At 49.8% G+C, this 18518-nt stretch carries 17 protein-coding genes and 5 tRNA genes; 14 read left to right on the top strand and 8 right to left on the bottom strand.

Going from position 1 to position 18518, the window contains the following annotated elements; translation table 11 throughout:
* Positions 1-58 precede the first annotated feature (58 nt).
* From H5985_RS02515 to H5985_RS02500, 4 genes are all read right to left on the bottom strand, one after another.
* A tRNA-Leu gene (locus H5985_RS02515) sits at positions 59-148 on the bottom strand.
* 53 nt (positions 149-201) lie between these two features.
* Positions 202-277: transfer RNA gene (locus H5985_RS02510), tRNA-Gly, on the bottom strand.
* Between the two features lie 25 nt (positions 278-302).
* Positions 303-376: transfer RNA gene (locus H5985_RS02505), tRNA-Cys, on the bottom strand.
* Positions 377-396: 20 nt separating this feature from the next.
* A tRNA-Gly gene (locus tag H5985_RS02500) sits at positions 397-472 on the bottom strand.
* 210 nt (positions 473-682) lie between these two features.
* Here H5985_RS02500 and H5985_RS02495 point away from each other — a divergent pair.
* Positions 683-1072, top strand: a complete 390-nt coding sequence (locus H5985_RS02495; RefSeq protein ID WP_205049744.1) for a NirD/YgiW/YdeI family stress tolerance protein — start codon at positions 683-685, stop codon at positions 1070-1072.
* Positions 1073-1145: 73 nt separating this feature from the next.
* On the opposite strand, the gene H5985_RS02490 is transcribed toward H5985_RS02495, so the two are convergent.
* From H5985_RS02490 to uvrC, 3 genes are all read right to left on the bottom strand, one after another.
* The gene (locus H5985_RS02490) at positions 1146-2684 is read right to left on the bottom strand and encodes a Na+/H+ antiporter NhaC family protein (RefSeq protein ID WP_205049743.1); all 1539 of its coding nucleotides are present in this window, start codon (positions 2682-2684) and stop codon (positions 1146-1148) included.
* A gap of 157 nt (positions 2685-2841) precedes the next feature.
* The gene (gene pgsA / locus H5985_RS02485) at positions 2842-3444 is read right to left on the bottom strand and encodes a CDP-diacylglycerol--glycerol-3-phosphate 3-phosphatidyltransferase (protein WP_205049742.1); all 603 of its coding nucleotides are present in this window, start codon (positions 3442-3444) and stop codon (positions 2842-2844) included.
* Complete coding sequence (gene uvrC / locus H5985_RS02480; RefSeq protein WP_205049741.1) at positions 3434-5302, bottom strand: excinuclease ABC subunit UvrC; 1869 nt, start codon at positions 5300-5302, stop codon at positions 3434-3436. Before uvrC ends, pgsA begins: the two co-directional genes overlap by 11 nt.
* A 58-nt stretch (positions 5303-5360) precedes the next feature.
* Here uvrC and earP point away from each other — a divergent pair, with 58 nt between their 5' ends.
* The 9 genes from earP (at position 5361) to H5985_RS02435 (ending at position 13041) form a co-directional block, all read left to right on the top strand.
* A complete protein-coding gene (earP, locus tag H5985_RS02475) occupies positions 5361-6458 on the top strand; it encodes an elongation factor P maturation arginine rhamnosyltransferase EarP (RefSeq protein ID WP_205049740.1) in 1098 nt (365 codons plus the stop codon).
* Between the two features lie 151 nt (positions 6459-6609).
* On the top strand, positions 6610-7167 hold the full coding sequence (gene efp, locus H5985_RS02470; protein WP_205049739.1) for an elongation factor P: 558 nt from the start codon (positions 6610-6612) through the stop codon (positions 7165-7167).
* 152 nt (positions 7168-7319) lie between these two features.
* Complete coding sequence (locus H5985_RS02465; RefSeq protein ID WP_205049738.1) at positions 7320-8246, top strand: ribokinase; 927 nt, start codon at positions 7320-7322, stop codon at positions 8244-8246.
* 7 nt (positions 8247-8253) lie between these two features.
* Positions 8254-9192, top strand: coding sequence for a uridine-preferring nucleoside hydrolase UriH (gene uriH / locus H5985_RS02460; protein ID WP_205049737.1), 939 nt, complete (start codon positions 8254-8256; stop codon positions 9190-9192).
* 8 nt (positions 9193-9200) lie between these two features.
* Positions 9201-9590, top strand: coding sequence for a nitrous oxide-stimulated promoter family protein (locus H5985_RS02455; protein ID WP_205049736.1), 390 nt, complete (start codon positions 9201-9203; stop codon positions 9588-9590).
* Between the two features lie 22 nt (positions 9591-9612).
* Positions 9613-10554, top strand: coding sequence for a nitroreductase family protein (locus H5985_RS02450; protein WP_205049735.1), 942 nt, complete (start codon positions 9613-9615; stop codon positions 10552-10554).
* Positions 10555-10590: 36 nt separating this feature from the next.
* Positions 10591-10667 (top strand) — tRNA-Arg (locus tag H5985_RS02445).
* Positions 10668-10774: 107 nt separating this feature from the next.
* On the top strand, positions 10775-11128 hold the full coding sequence (locus H5985_RS02440) for a DMT family protein (RefSeq protein ID WP_205049734.1): 354 nt from the start codon (positions 10775-10777) through the stop codon (positions 11126-11128).
* Positions 11129-11289: 161 nt separating this feature from the next.
* Positions 11290-13041 (top strand): C69 family dipeptidase, encoded by a 1752-nt coding sequence (locus tag H5985_RS02435; protein WP_205049733.1) that lies wholly within the window; start codon positions 11290-11292, stop codon positions 13039-13041.
* A 148-nt stretch (positions 13042-13189) separates the two neighbouring features.
* On the opposite strand, the gene dcuC is transcribed toward H5985_RS02435, so the two are convergent.
* Positions 13190-14455 carry a C4-dicarboxylate transporter DcuC gene (dcuC, locus tag H5985_RS02430; RefSeq protein ID WP_205049732.1) on the bottom strand — a complete coding sequence of 422 codons (1266 nt, stop codon included), beginning with the start codon at positions 14453-14455 and terminating at the stop codon, positions 13190-13192.
* Positions 14456-14726: 271 nt separating this feature from the next.
* On the opposite strand from dcuC, the gene pepT reads away from it, so the two are divergent.
* From pepT to H5985_RS02410, 4 genes are all read left to right on the top strand, one after another.
* Positions 14727-16013: a peptidase T gene (gene pepT / locus H5985_RS02425; protein ID WP_205049731.1), complete on the top strand. Its 1287-nt coding sequence runs from the start codon at positions 14727-14729 to the stop codon at positions 16011-16013.
* Positions 16014-16128: 115 nt separating this feature from the next.
* Positions 16129-16905, top strand: coding sequence for a UDP-2,3-diacylglucosamine diphosphatase (locus tag H5985_RS02420; RefSeq protein ID WP_205049730.1), 777 nt, complete (start codon positions 16129-16131; stop codon positions 16903-16905).
* A gap of 55 nt (positions 16906-16960) precedes the next feature.
* Entirely contained in the window at positions 16961-17644 is a 684-nt protein-coding gene (locus tag H5985_RS02415) for a hypothetical protein (protein WP_205049729.1), read from the top strand.
* Complete coding sequence (locus H5985_RS02410; RefSeq protein WP_205049728.1) at positions 17635-18426, top strand: SDR family NAD(P)-dependent oxidoreductase; 792 nt, start codon at positions 17635-17637, stop codon at positions 18424-18426. Before H5985_RS02415 ends, H5985_RS02410 begins: the two co-directional genes overlap by 10 nt.
* Positions 18427-18518: the final 92 nt, after the last annotated feature.

Genomic DNA, 18518 nt, shown 5'->3' with positions numbered 1-18518 from the left:
TGCGTGAGACTTAAAGAGAAAGCCTGAGAATCACTGAGACTCTCAGGCTTTAGCTTTTTGGTGGCCGAGACGGGAATCGAACCCGTACGCCGTTTTAATTGGCGGCGGATTTTAAGTCCGCTACGTCTACCAATTCCGTCACTCGGCCTACCCAAATCGGTGAAAAATAAGCCAACTCAAGGTCGGCTTACTTCTGAAATCTGGAGCGGGAAACGAGTCTCGAACTCGCGACCTCAACCTTGGCAAGGTTGCGCTCTACCAACTGAGCTATTCCCGCATTTCGACTCCCCGTACAAGATTTTTGGAGGCGCGAAGCGGAGTCGAACCGCTCTGAACGGATTTGCAATCCGCTGCATAACCGCTTTGCTATCGCGCCATCACACTCTTAAAAGAGGATGGAGCGGGAAACGAGTCTCGAACTCGCGACCTCAACCTTGGCAAGGTTGCGCTCTACCAACTGAGCTATTCCCGCGTCGAAGAATTCCGTATTTTAATGATGAACCTACCCTTGTCAAGTTTTTTCACGCACAAAACTCAAAAATCCTTCCTAGTTGCCTCTGTTCAGTTGCAAATTTTTGCACTGACATAGGAAGAGCTAAGTTTCCCCTATTTTTTCACTAAGTCTAGCCCTCTAAACTGCACACTAAAGAAAACGAAAGAATTAATAAATAGGAGATCCGATATGTTAAAGAAAGTCACGTTAGTATCCGCCCTTTGTGCCATGGCTGTTCCTTTTGCCGCTTTGGCTGCCGGTCCCACCGGTTTTGATTCAAAGGATCGCCCCGGTGCTCCCCAAGGCTTTACCCATCAAAAGATGGCGTCTATTGAACAATTAAAGAGCGAAGCCAAGGACGATCAAATTGTTGTGATCGACGGGCGCTTTACCAAGCAAGTGAAGAAAGACAAGTATGAATTCACCGACGCCAAGGGCGACACAATCCTTGTTGATCTCGATGACGATCAAAACTGGTCTCATGTGAAAAAGGATGCGTTGATGGAACTCACTGCAGAGGTGGATAAAGACTTTACGTCGATGGAACTTGATGCCATTGAGGCTAAAGTACTCAAATAGTTTCAACTGATATCCTTACAAAAAAGGAGGCAAAGTTCGCAAGAACCGCCTCCTTTTTGCTTATCTTTAATTTTTAAGCAGTCTGTGGTTCTTTTTTGTTGCCCATCAGGTGCAACGTCACCACTAAGCCGACTAAGACCACAAACGTTACCGTGAGACTGAGGTAAACATTAGCGTCCGTTAAGCCTGCCGTAACATAACCGGCAAAAGTTGCAATAGCAGCCACCCAGGCATAAGGCAATTGGGTCGCAACGTGTTCGATATGCGAGCACCCCGCCCCTGCCGACGACAAAATGGTTGTATCGGAAATGGGCGAGCAGTGATCACCGAAAACAGAGCCAGCAAGCGTAGCAGACAAGGAAACGACGACAAGACCCGGATCCAAGGCTTGAGCCACCGGAACAATAATCGGAATCAAAATACCGAAAGTACCCCACGCTGTGCCTGTCGAGAACGAGAGGAAGGCTGCCAGGGCAAATACCGCAGCCGGCAACCACATGGCCGAGAAGCCTCCGGTAGTCACAAGCGACTCAACGAACAACGGTGTTTGCAGCAGATCACGGCAGACGCCGGAAATTGTCCAGGCCAACACCAAAATGATATTGGCCGGCAACATCATCTTCATCCCTTCAACAGAACCGTCCATGAAGTCACGGAAAGAAACCACCTTGCGCGGCACAAACATGAAAAAGGCAACAACCATGGCGCCAAACGAAGCCCAAACCAAGGCAGAGGATGCCGAACTGTTACCTAAAGAAGAGGAAAATGTGTGATAAGCCGGATCGTCTCCCCAGTAACCGCCCGAATACATCAAGCATAAAACGGCAAAAACAATCAATGCACCGATCGGTACCACCATGTCCCAGATCGTGCCCTTTTCGCTCACGCGCATTTGATCGGTAGCCGTATCGGTACTGCCGACATCGCCCAACTCAGCTCGTTCTTCAGAGCGGCGCATGGGGCCGAAATCAAGCTTAAAGAAACACAGGATAAAAACGAGCCCGATGCAGGACAAAGCGTAGAAGTTATACGGAATGGTGGAAACAAAGGCTGCAAAATCGCTCTCGAACGCGCCGGTTGATTTCAAGCTGCTGCCGACCGCCGCAGCCCAGGAAGAAATCGGAGCAATGATACAGACCGGTGCGGCCATCGAGTCGATGATATAGGCAAGCTTGGCTCTCGAGACTCGATAGGTGTCAGTCACCGGACGCATCACGGTGCCGACTGTCAGGCAGTTGAAGTAGTCGTCGATAAAAATGAAAGCACCCAAGCCGCCCGAAGCGAGCAAAGATGCACGACGGCTGCGAATTCGGCGAATGGCCCACTCGCCGTAGGCTCGGCTGCCGCCCGCCATACTGATCACATAAACGAGCGCCCCCAACATGGTGCAGAACATCAAAATATTGAAGTCCACCTTGGTACTCATCAATTTAAAAGTCGATTCAACCGTCCCCATCAGAATATTGGGTTGATCCATACCGACCGTATAAATCAATGTGCCGGACAAAATACCGATCAGAAGGGAAGAAATCACTTCCTTCGTACAAAGCGCCAGAACAATGGCGATTACCGGCGGCAAAATTGACAGCCACCCTGCATTAAACGGATCCATCGTCAGGAGTCCTCAAAGTAGTAAAAGTAGAATTAATTATTGTAACAAAAGATGACTGTATTGGAGTAGCCGTAGCTTGAGATGGGCGCGATTAAAATTTCGGAGCCAATAAAAAAGGCCCGACCGTAATCGAGCCTTACGAGAAAGAATTAAAGGATCATTTATCCTGTTTGGTATTGGGTTCCGAACTTAAGTAGGGCCCTGCCGCTCTCAAGTAAACAATCATCGAGTACACGGTAAGGATAGCCGCCACATAAATCAAAATCGTACCCAACCAGGCCATCGAAATTCCGAAAATCGGTTCATAGAAAAGCAGCATCGGAATGGCCACCATTTGTGCAATGGCTTTGATCTTTCCGTACCAGTTCACCTTCACACGGGCTGCAGCCCCGACCTTGGCCATCCATTCGCGAAGCGCCGTCACGGTAATTTCCCGGCCGATGATAATGAGTGCTACCAACATGTCGACCCGATTGAAATCCAACAAAACGATGAGCGCCGCGCAGACCATTAATTTATCAGCTGAGGTATCCAAAAAAGCGCCGATTGCGCTTTCCATGTTGTAACGTCTGGCGAAGTAGCCGTCAAAGGCGTCCGTGAGTGCCGCAATCACAAAAATGATTGTGGCCCAGACATTTTGCATAAAGGGCGACAGAATTTGATCCGGAATATAAAAAACCGCGATGATTAACGGAATCAGGGCGATACGAGCCCAGGTTAAAATCATCGGTACATTGACCGGTAAAGGTTTACGACTCATTTGTGTTTTGTAAAACTCTTGGCGCTTGCCCATGCAACTGAGAATAGATTCGCTCGGCAAGCTTTCGCGAAATCCCCTCGATTTTAGCAATATCTTCGATACTTGCGTTCTTTAATCCACGCATTCCACCGAATCGGTTCAATAATTTCTGCCTTCTCTTGGGGCCTATCCCTTCAAAATCTTCCAATTTTGATGTGTTTCGGGTTTTGGCTCGTTTGGCTCGCATGCCGGTGATGGCGAATCGGTGAGCCTCATCCCGAATCTCAGCTACCAACATCAAAGCCTGAGACCGACGTCCGAGCACCAAAGGCTCTCGGCCTTCATCGGCAAAAACCAATGTTTCCAATCCCACTTTGCGTCCTTCGCCTTTGGCCACCCCCACAATGACCGACGTATCAAGCCCAAGTTCAGTGAAAACCTCTTTGGCCATTTTCACCTGACCTTTACCGCCATCGATCAGAACAACAGTGGGCAGTTCAGCCTCGCCGCGACTCACAGGCAAATAGCGTCTTTCAATTACCTGACGCATCGCTGCGTAGTCGTCTCCGGGTTCAATGCCCGTAATATTAAAGCGCCGATAGAGGTTGTGCGCCATGCCGGCTCCCTCGTAGACAACACAGGAAGCCTGTGTGGCTTCACCTGCCGTGTGGCTGATATCAAAGCACTCCAACCTCACCTTCATCCAATCGTCGTTCGGTACGGAAATATCGAGAACTTCACAGAGCTCTTTTAAGCGAGACAGTTGTGAGCCCTCTATAGCCATATGGCGAGCAAGCGCAATATCGGCGTTTGTTTTGCACATATTGAGCCATTCTCGTCTGACACCGGTGGGTGAATGAACAACCGTCACCCGTCTTTCAGAGAGCTCGGTCAAAACGCTTTCCAACTCCTCTTTTTCGCCCGGCACGTCCGTAATGATTAAAGAAGGCACAGGCATCGTCTCATAATGTTGGCTCACAAAGGCTTCAAAAATTTCCACCTCATCAACATCCTGCCCCTTCGGAATATTCGGAAAGTACGCACGATCACCCAAGTGCCTCGAACCTCTGACCATCGCCAGATTCACGCACACATCCGCGCCTCGCGCAGCAACCGTGATAATGTCCGCGTCCACATCGCCCCCGGTGGTCTCTACGGTTTGCTTATGAAGAACGTTGGAGAGCGCTGCGATCTGATCGCGCACAACAGCAGCCTTTTCAAATTCCAGGTTTTCGGAAAACTGAAGCATCTTCGCCTGCAGCTCTTGAATCAAATCTTCGGATTTCCCATCAAGAAACTGCTGAGCGCGGGCCACATCGCGCGCATAATCTTCCTTATTGATTGCTCCCACACAAGGTCCTGAGCAACGTCCGATCTGAGCCAACAGGCACACACGGGAACGATTTTTAAATACGGGACCCTCGCAAGTACGCAACTTAAAGACTTTCTGCAGAATCTGAATCGCTTCCTTCACACTTTGTGAATTGGGATAGGGCCCGTAAAAATGGTTTTTCTTATCGACGCCTCCCCGATAATAGGACACGCGCGGGAAGTCTTCTGCACTGATTTTTAAATAGGGATAACTTTTATCGTCACGAAACAAAATGTTGTATTTCGGACTGAGTGTTTTTATGAGGTTGTTTTCCAGCAAGAGCGCTTCGGCCTCAGACCGAGTCACGGTGGTTTCCATCCGTGCGATCTGAGAAACCATAATGGCGATGCGAGGGCTTAAATCTTTTTTCTGAAAATAGCTGCTCACCCGACGCTTGAGATCACGAGCCTTGCCCACGTATAAACAATGCCCCGCTTCATCAAAATAACGGTAGACGCCGGGCAGACCCGGTAAATTCTGAAGGATGGGTTTTGCATCAAACGCCATTTTGTTCTCGCTTGGCTTACACTTACTCAATTTTCAATTTCAGACATTGTAATTGTTTATGACCTGTACGCAATCTCAGTCAATCGATATCTTTTGCCGTGTAATCGACAATTTCGGTGACGCGGGGGTCATGTGGCGTCTGGCACGGGCCTTGCATGCCGAGGGCTTTGCGGTGCGTCTCATTATCGACGAGCCCGGGACGCTGAAGTATCTTGCAGGCTGCTTACAAAATTGTCCGACAGAAAAAATTGGTGAGGCTGAGGGTATCACTGTTTGCCTGTGGGAAAAAGACTGGGATGAGGGAGCGTGCACACTTCAGTGTGCCGATGTCGTCATAGAGGGTTTTGCCTGCAGGCTGCCACCAGATTATCAGCACAGAATGTCTCAACGTAAGCCCAAGTGGTTCAATATCGACTACTTCAGTGCTGAGGATTGGATTGAAGGGTGTCACTTGGTTCCTTCGATTGATCCGACATCCGGCCTTATCAAAATCAATTATTTCCCGGGCGTCACCCCCGCTTCGGGAGGTCTCATCATCGAAAACGATTACGAAAAAGACAAAGCGGCATTTGAAAAATCCTCTCCAAAGGACGATCGGGCTCTCAATATTTTCTTTTTTGCTTACCCTTACGGTCCCATTGAGGCAATTGTCCGAGCTTTGAACGAACTCAATTATCCGATTAAGCTCAGTATCTCAAAAAGCGAAGCGGGATCACTTTTAAATAGTGCCCTAGACAAACTTAACGCCCGAGGAATCCATCGCACGCTTTTACCTTTTGTGGCCCAGAAGGATTTTGATCCGTTACTGTGGAAAAGTGACGTCGCTTTTGTGCGGGGAGAAGACAGCGCAGCCCGCGCCATGATTGCAGGCGTCCCCTTCCTGTGGCATATCTATCACCAAGACGATGAAGTGCATATGGTTAAACTTCGGGCTCTGCAGAATCGTTTAAAGCCTTACTTTAAAGATGAGAAGCTTTTTGATACCTGGTGCGAACTTCAGGAAATGATGAATCAAGGCCGCTTCAGTGCCCCAAGTTTAAAAAAACTCATCGATAACCTTGTCGATTGGCGTCAGGCCACTGAAGCCTTCGCCACCGATCTGCGTCAGATGGGGTCCTTATCCCGAAAACTTTCGCAAATCATCAAAAACGGATAAAATAACGCGTTTTCGCCAAGAGCGAAAAGAGAAACGTTTCTTTGGGGTTAATCCCCGATATCACTATTTTTAAAGAACCCGACTGTCCGACAATTCGGGTCGCTACCGAAAAAATCGGAGCAAGCTCGGGTTCGAAAAGGAAAGTTAAAAGATGAAAATTGCACAAGAACTGCGCGCCGGCAACGTGGTAATGATCGGCAAGGAACCGATGGTTGTGTTGAAGGCTGAATACTCCAAGAGCGGCCGCAACGCCTCCGTGATGAAGATGAAGTTGAAGAACTTGCTCACCGGTGCCGGTACTGAAACCGTTTATCGTGCCGACGACAAGTTCGAGGACCTCATCCTCGACCGTAAGGAAGTCACCTACAGCTACTTTGCCGATCCGCACTATGTCTGGATGGACGCCGACTACAACCAATACGAAGTGGAAGCCGACGTGATGGAAGACGCCTTGAAGTACCTCGAAGACGGCATGCCCGCAGAAGTGGTCTTCTACGAAGGTCGCGCCATCAGCATCGAATTGCCCACCATCCTCGTTCGCGAAGTGGAATACACGGAACCGGCTGTCAAGGGTGATACGTCCGGTAAGGTGATGAAGCCTGCTCGCCTGACGACGGGCTACGTCCTCCAAGTCCCCGCTTTCGTTGAAACGGGCGACAAGATCGAAGTGGATACCCGCACGGGCGAATACCGCTCTCGCGTGAAGTAATCCTTCGATCGCTTCAAAAAGAACAACCCTCGGCGGCAATTGACCTCCGGGGGTTTCTTTTTGAAAATACATTTGCGCACAATTTCTTCAACCTTCCCCTCCCCTTCCTTTCGCTACAATACCTCCATCAAAAACCCACGAAAGGTCAACTCATGCGTCTGCTTAATATCGGATCCATCAATATTGATTACGTCTATCAGGTAGAACACTTCCTGCGGGCAGGCGAAACGCTTGAAGCAACAAGACGAGACATTTTCATGGGTGGCAAAGGTCTTAACCAATCGGTTGCTGCCGTTCGAAGCGGGCTTAACGTGAATCACGCCGGTGTATTGGGAAAAGACGGCCTTTTTATATTGGATTTCATCAAAAGCGTCGGGATTGATACCCGTTTTTTGACTGTCAATGACACGGTCCCGAGCGGCCACACCGTCATTCAGGTCACACCTGATGCGGAAAACGCCATTTTGTACTTTGCGGGCACCAACCATTTAATCACCAAAGAACATCTCTGTCGTGCACTCGATGATTTGACACCCGGCGATTGGGTGCTCATGCAAAATGAAGTCAACGGAGTACCCGATATTCTTTCGGAAGCGAAAAAGCGCGGGCTTCACACGGTCTTTAACCCGGCCCCCTTCAGTGACGAAGTTTTAAGCTATCCCCTGGAACTTGTCGATGTGCTCATTGTCAATGAAACAGAAGCCGAAGGGATTTTACAAACTCAAGAAAAAGACCCTGAAGTGCTTTTGGATAAACTTCGCGCACGCCTGCTCCATGCTCACCTCTTTCTGACTTTAGGCTCAAAAGGCATGATCTGCGAGCTCTCGGGTCCTGTCCCCTATCGACGGCTTTTTCCAGCTTACAAGGTTCAGGCAGTTGATACCACCGCAGCGGGTGACACCTTTGTAGGCTACGCGATCGGCGCTGTCATGACTTACTTCGAACATGGCAGAATCGAGGACTTTGAAAAACGCATTGATGAAGCCATGCTTGCTGCTGCAATCTGCGTCACTCAGGCGGGTGCTGTACCCTCCATTCCCGATATCAAAGAAGTACGCAAACAAAAAGTTCAACTCTGAGGCTTATATGGATAAGAAAAAAATCATCATTGACTGCGATCCCGGCTACGACGATGCTGTGGCACTCTTACTGGCCGCAGGCAACCCCAATGTGGAAGTGTTGGGTATCACCACGATTGCCGGTAATCAAACATTGGAAAAAGTCACTCGAAATGCGCTTCGAATTGCCAAGCTGGCTCATTTGGATCATGTCAGCGTTGCGGCGGGTTCTGCCCGACCGTTACTGCGTGACCAAGTTGTGGTCGCGGCCAATATCCACGGTGAATCAGGCCTAGACGGCTGTACGTTGCCTGAGGCCGACTACACGGTCGATCAGCGCAACGCCGCGCAATTCATTATCGATACCGTCATGCGCGAGCCGCCCCAAACCGTCACCCTTGTCCCCATCGGTCCCTTAACCAATATAGCCTTAGCGGTGCGCATGGAACCCCGAATTGTTGAACGGGTCAAAGAAGTGGTGTTGATGGGCGGAGGGTGCCACATCGGCAACATCAAGCCCATGGCTGAATTCAATATTGAAAATGACCCGGAAGCCGCTCACATCGTTTTTGAAGAGAAGTGGCCCATCGTGATGATCGGGCTTGACCTCACCTATCAGGCGCTTGCCACCGCCGAAGTGAAAAATGAGATCGCTGCCATTGACACCGATGCCGCCCGCTTTTTAACTCAGGTACTCGCACGCTTTTCTGAAACCTACAAGCGCTCCAAAGGCTTTGATGAACCGCCCGTACACGATCCCTGCGCCGTCGCCTACGTCATTGATCCGACGATGATGCAAGTGCGCAAGGCCCCCGTTCATGTTGAGTACCGGGGTCTCTATACAAACGGCATGACAGTAGTGGATTTGAGAAAACCTGCTCCTGAGGATTGTCATACCAGCGTCGCGCTCAAACTTGATCATAAGCGTTTCTGGGACATGATCATTGCAGCCGTTAAAAATCTTTAAGGACTACGATGGACAACATTGAACCGAAGGTCAAAGCCGAACGACTCCAAAGCGGTGCGTTAAAGCGAGAAGCAACCATGCTCAAATCCATGGTGAAAGACTATTGCAAGCGTCACCATGGAGGAGACACGTTGTGTGAGGATTGTCGGGAATTTCTCGTTTATGCGTTAACGCGCCTGGCCTGCTGCCCGTTCGGAGAGCAAAAACCGACGTGTCTCAAATGCAAGATTCACTGCTATCGGGCAGAGGAGAAAGAAAAGGCTCGCCAGATCATGCGTGAAGAAGGCCCCAGAATGCTTCTGAAGCATCCGCTTTTAACCATTGAACATTTGATTAAAAATACGAAAGAGGCGCCTGACAAACCTCGTAATCCCAAAGCGAAGAAGAAAGACGCTTGAATAAGAAATTAAGGATTTAATCATGCCCGTTAAAGCGAAACTGAAAAAATCCATTGAAAATCTGAAAGCTGAACTGAAAGAAAAACAGACGCGGCTGACCGAAGACTGGGAAAACGCCAAAATCGGCATCAAAGCACGCCAGAAACTTTTCACCCGAGAAGTTAAAGCCAAACAAGATGAGTTTCTCATCGAGTGGGACGATGTACAGGAGCGCTACAAGGACAAATTCGATCAGTGGCTCGATCGTTTTGAAATTGATGAACTTGAAACGATGCTTGATCGTTATAAGGAAGAGAGTGAACCGCTCGAACCGATCGGTGAAAACGATGTTTTAAGAATGCTCCCGATGCCGCGTCCGCTTAATATGACGCTGCAGCAAGCGCTTGAAAAACGTCGCTCCTCGCGCGACTTCTCAGGCGAACCCATTGACGAAGAAATGGTCTCCTCGCTTTTATGGGCTGCAAGCGGCATCAATCGGAAAAAGGGCATGAAGCGAACCACCCCTTCGGCCTTGAATTGGCAGGATGTGACAATCTACGTAGTACAGGCCAATGGCATTTGGAAGTATCTGCCCAAACGCCACGCCCTGCTCTTTATCGAAGGAAAAGACCAACGCGAGCACTTCGGTGAAATCAAAACCTGGATGAAGCTTGCAAGCCAACACCTGGTGTTTGTGTCCGATAAACGAAAAACCGAGACTTTTACTACGAAATTGGTTCAAAAAGCTTTTAAGACTGATTTCTCTGAAGGTGAACTCAATGATCGGGCACGTGCCATCAATGTCGGCGTGAAAGTTCAGGCGGTTTATCTGGCAGCGGCTGCTCTGGGCCTGGGATGCACCTGTCGGATACTCAGAGATGATCGCGAGGCGCGCACCCTCATGAAACTTGCGCCTGAAGAAAAAATTATGGCCATCTGTTCCGTCGGCGAACATCCGGCTTCAATTTTTGATCATGTCATTTGACAAAAAAAATTAAATGACGTAATATAACGGTTCTGCGCGCCGGTAGCTCAGTTGGATAGAGTACCTGGCTACGAACCAGGGGGTCGCGGGTTCGAATCCTACCCGGCGCACCAAATTTCGAGGGGAAGCTCAAAAAAGCTTCCCCTTTTTCGTTTTGCGCACTTCGGACTGCGCTCCTATAATCGCGCTCTCGGATCAAAATTATCAAAAAGGAATTGCCATGTTGTCGCATTTGCCCGTTCCGGTTGTCACCATCGGACTTTTGCTATGCTCCAACCTCTTTATGACGTTTGCCTGGTACGGTCACTTAAAGTTTCCGAAAGTGGCCCTGTGGCACATTGTGGTCATTAGTTGGCTCATCGCCTTTTTTGAATACTGCTTTCAGGTTCCCGCCAACCGATTCGGATACGGTTACTTTAATGCGGCAGAATTAAAAACCATTCAGGAAATTATTTCGCTCAGTATCTTCATGGGTTTTTCCGTGCTCTATCTGGGAGAACCCCTGAAATGGAATTACGTGGTGGGTTTTGCCCTGATCGTGGCGGCTGCCTTTATTATTTTCCATGAGTGGTAGTACCTGATATTCTTTTGACGCAAGTCTGCGGTCGTATTAGCAATTACGCTTACGGCCGCATTTTTTTGCCCTGTTATTGGTAACATTGCCTAGTTATTTTTCCGTAGTCCGTGATATCGGACTTCATCACTCTGTTTTGAACAAGGAAAGGAGAAACGTTCATGTGTACCACCGTTATTGTCGGTAAGGCAGTATCCAAAACAGGCCGTGTCATCGTCGGTCATAACGAAGACTCGGGCGGTCGTGTTTTCCACCAACAGTTCTTTGTGCCGGGCGGCAAGCACGCCGCAGGCGAAGTACTCGTGGCTGAACCCGGCCGAGCCGAAGTGCCCGAAGCCGATGAAACCTTGGCCACCTATTGGTCCAACATGATCCAAATTGATGGTTCTTCTTTCGATCAGGGCTACGCCAACGAAGCGGGGCTCGTTATCTGCTCAAACGGCGGCGGTTCTTCCTTTGACGGAGACGATCCCGATGAAGCCTCTTTAGGCTTGAAAGAAGGGGGCGTCGGGTTCTTGCTTCGCCGCATCATGGCCGAACGTGCTCACACGGCTCGCGAAGCCATGGAAATTGCAGCAAAACTCTTGGATGAATACGGCTACTTCGGTTCTGCCCGCAATTACACCGTTGCAGACAAAAATGAAGCCTGGTGCCTGAATGTAGTCAAGGGCCACCACTACGTTGCCAAACGCATTCCGGACGACAAAGTGATGCTCATCTCGAACATGCTTGCCATCCGTCACGTGGATCTCAACGACCATGAAAACGTCATTGCTCCGGCCGATTTGATTGAATACGCCATCAAAAAAGGCCGCTACACACCGAAGGTGCCGGGCGACTACAGCGACTTTGATTTTGCCATGGCTTACCAAAGCGATGAAAACCGTCATGCACCGACCAAGTCCCGCCGCATGCGCTTGGGCTGGTGGGCTATCACGGGCGATTACTACAAAGACGAACTTCACTATCCGGAATTGCTCGCTCCGGCTAATCCCATGGGTTGGGAAGAGGTCCGCGATGTACTGCGCCTCACATGCTACGAATCTTATGCCACGCGAGGCGACGGCCGTGAAGACGCCTTCCACGTCTCCGCTCGCGACATTTCCCGCTCTCAAACGCGTGAATCCTGGGTGATGGATTTGGCTGACGACCCGGTCTACAACACGATGTGGCGCTGCACGAGCTACCAGGATACGGGTATCTACATACCGTGGTTCCCGATGTCGGGCGTGATCCCCGAAGGTTATCAATGGATGACGATTGAAGAGGCTCGCCGCAATCACTTCCATCTTGAACCTCATTACCTCGACTACGACTTGGATAAGAGCTACTTCATCTATGCCACGATCGGTGAGCTCACGAACTTTAACCGCGGTCTTCTGCCCGGCATTTTGCGCACGCAAAAGAAATTTGAGCAAAAACTCCTTGCCGATTACGAAGAAGCGTTGACGCAAGCTAAGACTCTTGATCGCGAAGCGGCCCGCCGTTATCTCGGCGAATTCACGGCTCGTGAATGCGCTCTGGCTGACGAAACGTGGGAAAAGATGCTCAAGCAAATCAGTCTTCACACGATGAGTGTGGAAGCTGAATCGTTGAGCGTGAGTCGTGAAGCACAAGTTGAAGTGGTGCTCTACGGCAGTGCCGATTTCGACGTCACGGGTCTGGATATGGAAACGGTTTACTGGAGTCTGGGCTTTACGGGTAAGAAAGAATCCGTCAATGCCCCTGCCCGTCCGATCGCCCATCGCTTTGAAGATGTCGATAACGACGGCATCATGGACTGTGTACTCACCTTCAATGCGCACGAGGTTGCTCAATTTGCGATTGCCGGCAGCACGATTGATACGTACCTGCGCGGTATCTGCAATTGCATCCGCTTTGTCGCCATGGATACGGTTGAATTCACAGCCTAATCCGGTTTAATAGTCATTAAGGCCTCGGGATTCGCGATAACGCCCGAGGCCTTTTTTTATCCTTAACAAAACGCCCGGCTCTTGTGGGGAAACCGGGCGGATTGATGGTTTATTGCAGACCATTGAAGTCTGCTTTAAACGTCAGTCATCAACTGATGAAGTACAAGAACACCATAATGGCGGCGTTCACCGGTAACGAACGTTTAATCACTTCAATCGGAGAGACGTTGGCAATACCGGCAATGATGATCACACCGGCAGCAATCGGAGAAGACACACGACCTAAGGTAGCCGACACAATGGCCAAGTAACCCAAGTCAGGAATTGTCATACCGAATTCAGGAGCGTGCGGCGTCACGGCTTCGTTGAAAGCAAAGCCTGCGGCGTCACCGGAACCCGTCATAATACCCAAAGCCATCGGACCGATAGCGGCACCGAGCTTGGCGACTTCAGAAGAGTTCTTCAAGTATTCCACGAAGACGTCGATCACACCGCAGGTGCGCAAACCGGCGGCAAACACACCGGCAGCGATGATCAAACCGATGATGCTGCCGTAGCCGTGGCCCATACCGTCGAAGAACTTCTTGATCAATTCGGTCGGGTTAGAACGCGTAACGATCAAGGTATAGATGAAACCGAACAACATGGCGGTGGCCACGCTCATCTTCACACCCGGGAACCAGAAAGCGATGACGAACAAAAGCACAACCGGAAGCAACGGGGCAAAAGCCCAGAGCACGTTCGGGTTTTCAGGCAATTCAACATTGCTCTTGTGAACGCCGTCATTTTCGAAACCACCCTTTTTGAAGTCACCGAAGATCAAGCAGGCGATCGTCAGGAAAACAATACAAACGACGGAAATCAAAAGCGTGCGGAAACCCGTATAGGTAATGAAGTCCATCACGGGCCATTCGGCGAGCTTGGCAACGAAACCGTTGTGAGAAGAACCCGGCGACCAGAAAGACGGCAGCGTCGAGCAGATCACCGTAGCAGCAGCCATGGCCGGACGGAAACCGGCACGGATCATCAAAGCAACGATCGTCGGACCGATAGCGGCGCACATACCCGAGAGGGAAGAAATGGCCAAAGAGGTAATGCCCGTCACGATCATGCAGCAGGGCAACAACAAAAGCCCTAATTTATTTAAAGGCTTGGTCAGCAAAGACACCAAGTGCAAGTCACACTTGGTGAGGTTCATCGTCGCGGCAAAACCCATCGACGAGCAGATCACGATGATGAGCGAATTGTTGGTCATCGACTTGTCAAACTGCGCAAAGGCAGCCATCGGGTCCAAAGACAGGATGGTCATGATCAAGCCGGAAGTCAAAAGCACTAAACGGGTTTCGTAGCGCTTGATGAGAGCCCAGACCGTGCCCACAACCACGATCAAAGCAGCCCACATAGTCCAAGTCATGTTGTTCTCCGGAATGTAATTAAAACGGATCAACCCCTATAGAAAGAGGTGACAAACTGTTTTGACAAAAAGTCTTGGCGATTATAGGTAAAAGTAACTAGTCGTAAAAATAGGTTAAAACCCCTAAGCATCGTCAAAATTTCGGAAACATTTGAGATTAAGCAAAAGTACCTATTTTCATAAAAGGAAGAGAATAGGAGATCGTTAGAATTTTGCGTGATTTTATCGGCGCCCATGAACGGACGCTTAACTTTTTTCAATAGGTGTTCCCATGTTAAAGCATAACTACTACGGCAATTACACGGCGGAAAGCTTTGCTGAACTTCCCCTGGTTTTGCAGCGCTTCCTGTCTTACACCCAATACAATACGACGTCTGATCCCAACAGCACGACGGCTCCTTCTACCGAAGCACAAGTCGCTTACGCTCAACTTCTGAAGGCTGAATTTGAAAGTGTCGGCCTCACGGACGTAAAAGTGACCGACAAGGGTATTGTGATGGCTTACCTGCCCGCCACGGCCGGTCTGGAAGATGCTCCTGCCATGGGTCTGATTGCTCACATGGACACCTCTCCTGAAGCCTCGGGCGAACCCGCCAAGTGGCAAGTAGTCGATTACAAGGGCGGCGACATTGTATTGAATGCTGAAAAGAACATCGTTTTGACGATGGATCGTTTCCCCGGTGTGGCTAAGTATGCAGGTGAAAAGCTCGTCGTCACCGACGGCACGACGCTTCTCGGTGCCGATGACAAGGCCGGTATCGCCATTATCGTTGAAACGGCCCGTTATTTTGTCGAACACCCCGAAGTGCCCCATGCCAAGCTCTGCTTTGCGATCACCCCTGATGAAGAAGTGGGCCGCGGCACAGAAAACTTTGATATCCCCGCTTTCGGCGCTCAATACGCCTACACCTTTGACGGTGATGAATTGGGCGGCTTTGAAACCGAAACCTTCAACGCTGCCATGGTGAAGGTGCATTTTGAAGGCTTGAACACGCACCCGGGCTCTGCCAAAAACAAGATGGTCAATGCCATTCGTATGGCTATGGACTTCATCTCCCGGTTGCCTGCCGAATCCATCCCTGAAAAGACCGAAGGTCATGAAGGATTCTTCCACCCGATGGGCATCACCGGTGCCGTGCGCGGCGTGGATCTGAAGATGCTCATTCGTGATCACAACAACTTCCGTTTCGAAGAACGCATGAATTACGTGCGCAAGATGGTCGAAGAAATGAATAAGGTCTGGGGCAATCGTGTCACGGCCGATATCAAGGTTCAGTACCACAACCTCAAGAACTATTTGGATAAGCATCCGGCTGTGTGCGAATTGGCCCGTGAAGCCTATCGTCGCATCGGAGTTGAAATCAATGAAAAACCGGTGCGCGGCGGCACGGACGGTGCCCGTTTGTCGGCTCGCGGTCTGCCCACACCGAACCTCTTTACGGGCGGCATGAACTATCACGGCATCTTTGAGTGCCTGTCGGTCACCGGCATTGAACGCGCTCTGGAATTGGGTATCATGCTCGGCAAGATGTCTGCCGAAGTCAAAACGCTTGACTAAGCTCATCAGTCTTTAAGACAAGAGCCGCTTGAGAGTTCAGTCTTTTGAGCGGCTTTTTCGTCTTTAGCATCTTTCGCTACAATGGCACGGATAGACTTTTTATTTAACCCTCAAGATGTCGCTTTTTTCCTGCCCTACGATAGAAACGCAAACCGATCGGATCACCCTTTCCGATCCGTGCCTCATTTCCGATCTGCACCTCAATACCGAAGTCAGTGCTCATGCAGCGTTTTTTTCGCGTTTTCTCAATGAAGTGGCCGATAAGCATAAAGAACTCGTGATTCTCGGTGACTTTTTTGACTACTGGGTCGGAGACGATGCCTGGGACAGTGCCGCTTCAATTCTTGAACCGTTAAAACAGTTCGCCCTCAGTCACGCCCTTTTCATCATGCACGGCAATCGCGACTTCATGATGGGAAAAAGGCTCGCTAAGCGGCTCGGTGCCACGCTGCTATCGGATCCCACGACTGCTCAAATCGGTAACAAGAAAGTGCTTTTATCGCACGGAGACATCTGGTGCATTAATGATCAGGATTATCAGAAAGTGCGGCGAAAAGTCAGAAGTTTTTGGTGGCAGTGGATGGTTTTAAGACTCCCCTTGAGTAAGCGTCTTGACATTGCCCACAACGCCCGAGCCCGCTCGAAAGTCAGCAAGGTGAAAAAGGATGCTCTTTTAATGGATGTGGATAACTCAACCGTTAAAAATGAGTGTTTGCGCTTGGGCTGTGACTTGGTTATTCACGGTCACACGCATCGGCCGGGCGTATATCCGATTGATGAAAAACTCTCGCGCTTTGTACTCCCCGACTGGGACTTCAGAGCCTCCAATGCTTATCGGGGCGGTTACCTGACATTTTCTGACACAAAACCCGAGCTTTGCCGCTTTTCTTAACGAAGAGTCCTCGACTAGAATTAAAGCACCATAGGCAGTTAACCGGGGTTTTAAAGTGTTGCGCAAATTTTTCAAAGTCGCTCTCATCGCTGCCGCATTCGTTGCGGTTTCCGGGTGCGCCGCGCCCACCGTCAAAACCAATGTGGCGATTTCCTCCAAGCTTTCCATGACACCGGATCTCAACCCGGGGCTTCATGCGATGCCTGATTGGGGAGACAAAATTGCCATCATGCCTGCCGTCTCATCCAAGAAAAATGATCCGGTCTATTCTTCCGTTGTCGGAAGTCTGGAGAGCCTTCTTGATGCCGCTCATCTGGAAACCGTCAGCCGCGGAAGCGGTGAAAAATACCGTCTGAGTGTGGATTGGTCTGTTAAACCGTCACGTATTATTCAAAGAACAGAGAACGTGCCGGTGACTGTTATCGGCGGAGGATACGGTTGGGGTCGCTACCACCATCATGGTTGGCACGGCGGTCCCTACTTCGGTCCTCAGATGGGCTTTGTCACACGAGCCTATCCGGAGCAGTTATATATGCGCGAGCTGGTACTGAAACTCTATGAAATGAAGGGTTCTAAAGCCACTTCTGTTTTCAGTGCAGTCGTACGAAATGAGGCCGGTTGCAACCGCATTGATGACATTTTGCCCTACATGGTTCAGTCGGCCATTGATAATCTCTACACACAAGACGGTACCGTTAAGGTGGTGGAGTTACCTGAGGTCACGGACGTATGCCGTTAAACGATATCAATCAAGAGCATTGGGCCCTCATTACCGGTGCTACGGGTGGTCTTGGACTTGAATTTTGCAAACTTTTGGCCGCCCGTGGCTATCGTCTGATCGTCACCGGAATGAATACTGAAAAGTTAGCGCAAATTCGCGAAGAGATTAAACAGGTCGAGATGGCTTTAGCGGGCGACCTCACCGACCCCGTTTGTCTGGCCAATCTCATTAAAACGCTCAACGAAAACGGCATCAAACTTGAAGTGCTGATCAATAATGCCGGCTTCGGTCTTTTTGGTGACACACTTGATCAGGACACGTCCGAAAACATCAACCTTATTGACCTCAATATCCGAACTCTGACCGCACTCACCCTAGCGATTGCCAAAGAAATGAAAGCAAGAGGCTCGGGCTATATTCTCAATGTTGCCTCGATTGCTGCATTTATGCCGTGTCCCTCTCTTGGCATTTATGCTGCCAGCAAATCCTACGTTTTGAGTTTTTCTGAAGCGTTGCATGAAGAACTTAAAACGAGCGGTGTGCATGTCACAGTTCTTTGTCCCGGCCCCGTCAAAACCGGCTTCTGGCAACGAGCCGGTGTAGCCGATAACAATCATTTTGAGTTTGCTTTTACACCTGCCCGAGCGGTTGCCCAGTGCGGTCTCCAAGCCATGTTTACCAACAAAACCGTTGTCACTTACGGTTGGATCAATAAGATTCTGGTATTGACTGCGCAGATTGCTCCCCGATTTTTAGTCAGGGTTATTTCAAAAAAAGTTCTTCAATCGCTTAAGAACTGAATTAACAGATCTCTTTGAAAATATCATCCCTGGAAAACAAATTTTCTCCAGAACCTGATAATACAACAAATAACAGTACAATTACTGACAGT

Source organism: Parasutterella secunda (assembly GCF_016901835.1).
In the GTDB taxonomy this organism is placed as follows: Bacteria; Pseudomonadota; Gammaproteobacteria; order Burkholderiales; family Burkholderiaceae_F; genus Aphodousia; species Aphodousia faecavium.
The sequence above is the reverse complement of the archived record's forward strand: the minus strand, read 5'-3'. Positions and strand labels throughout refer to the sequence as shown.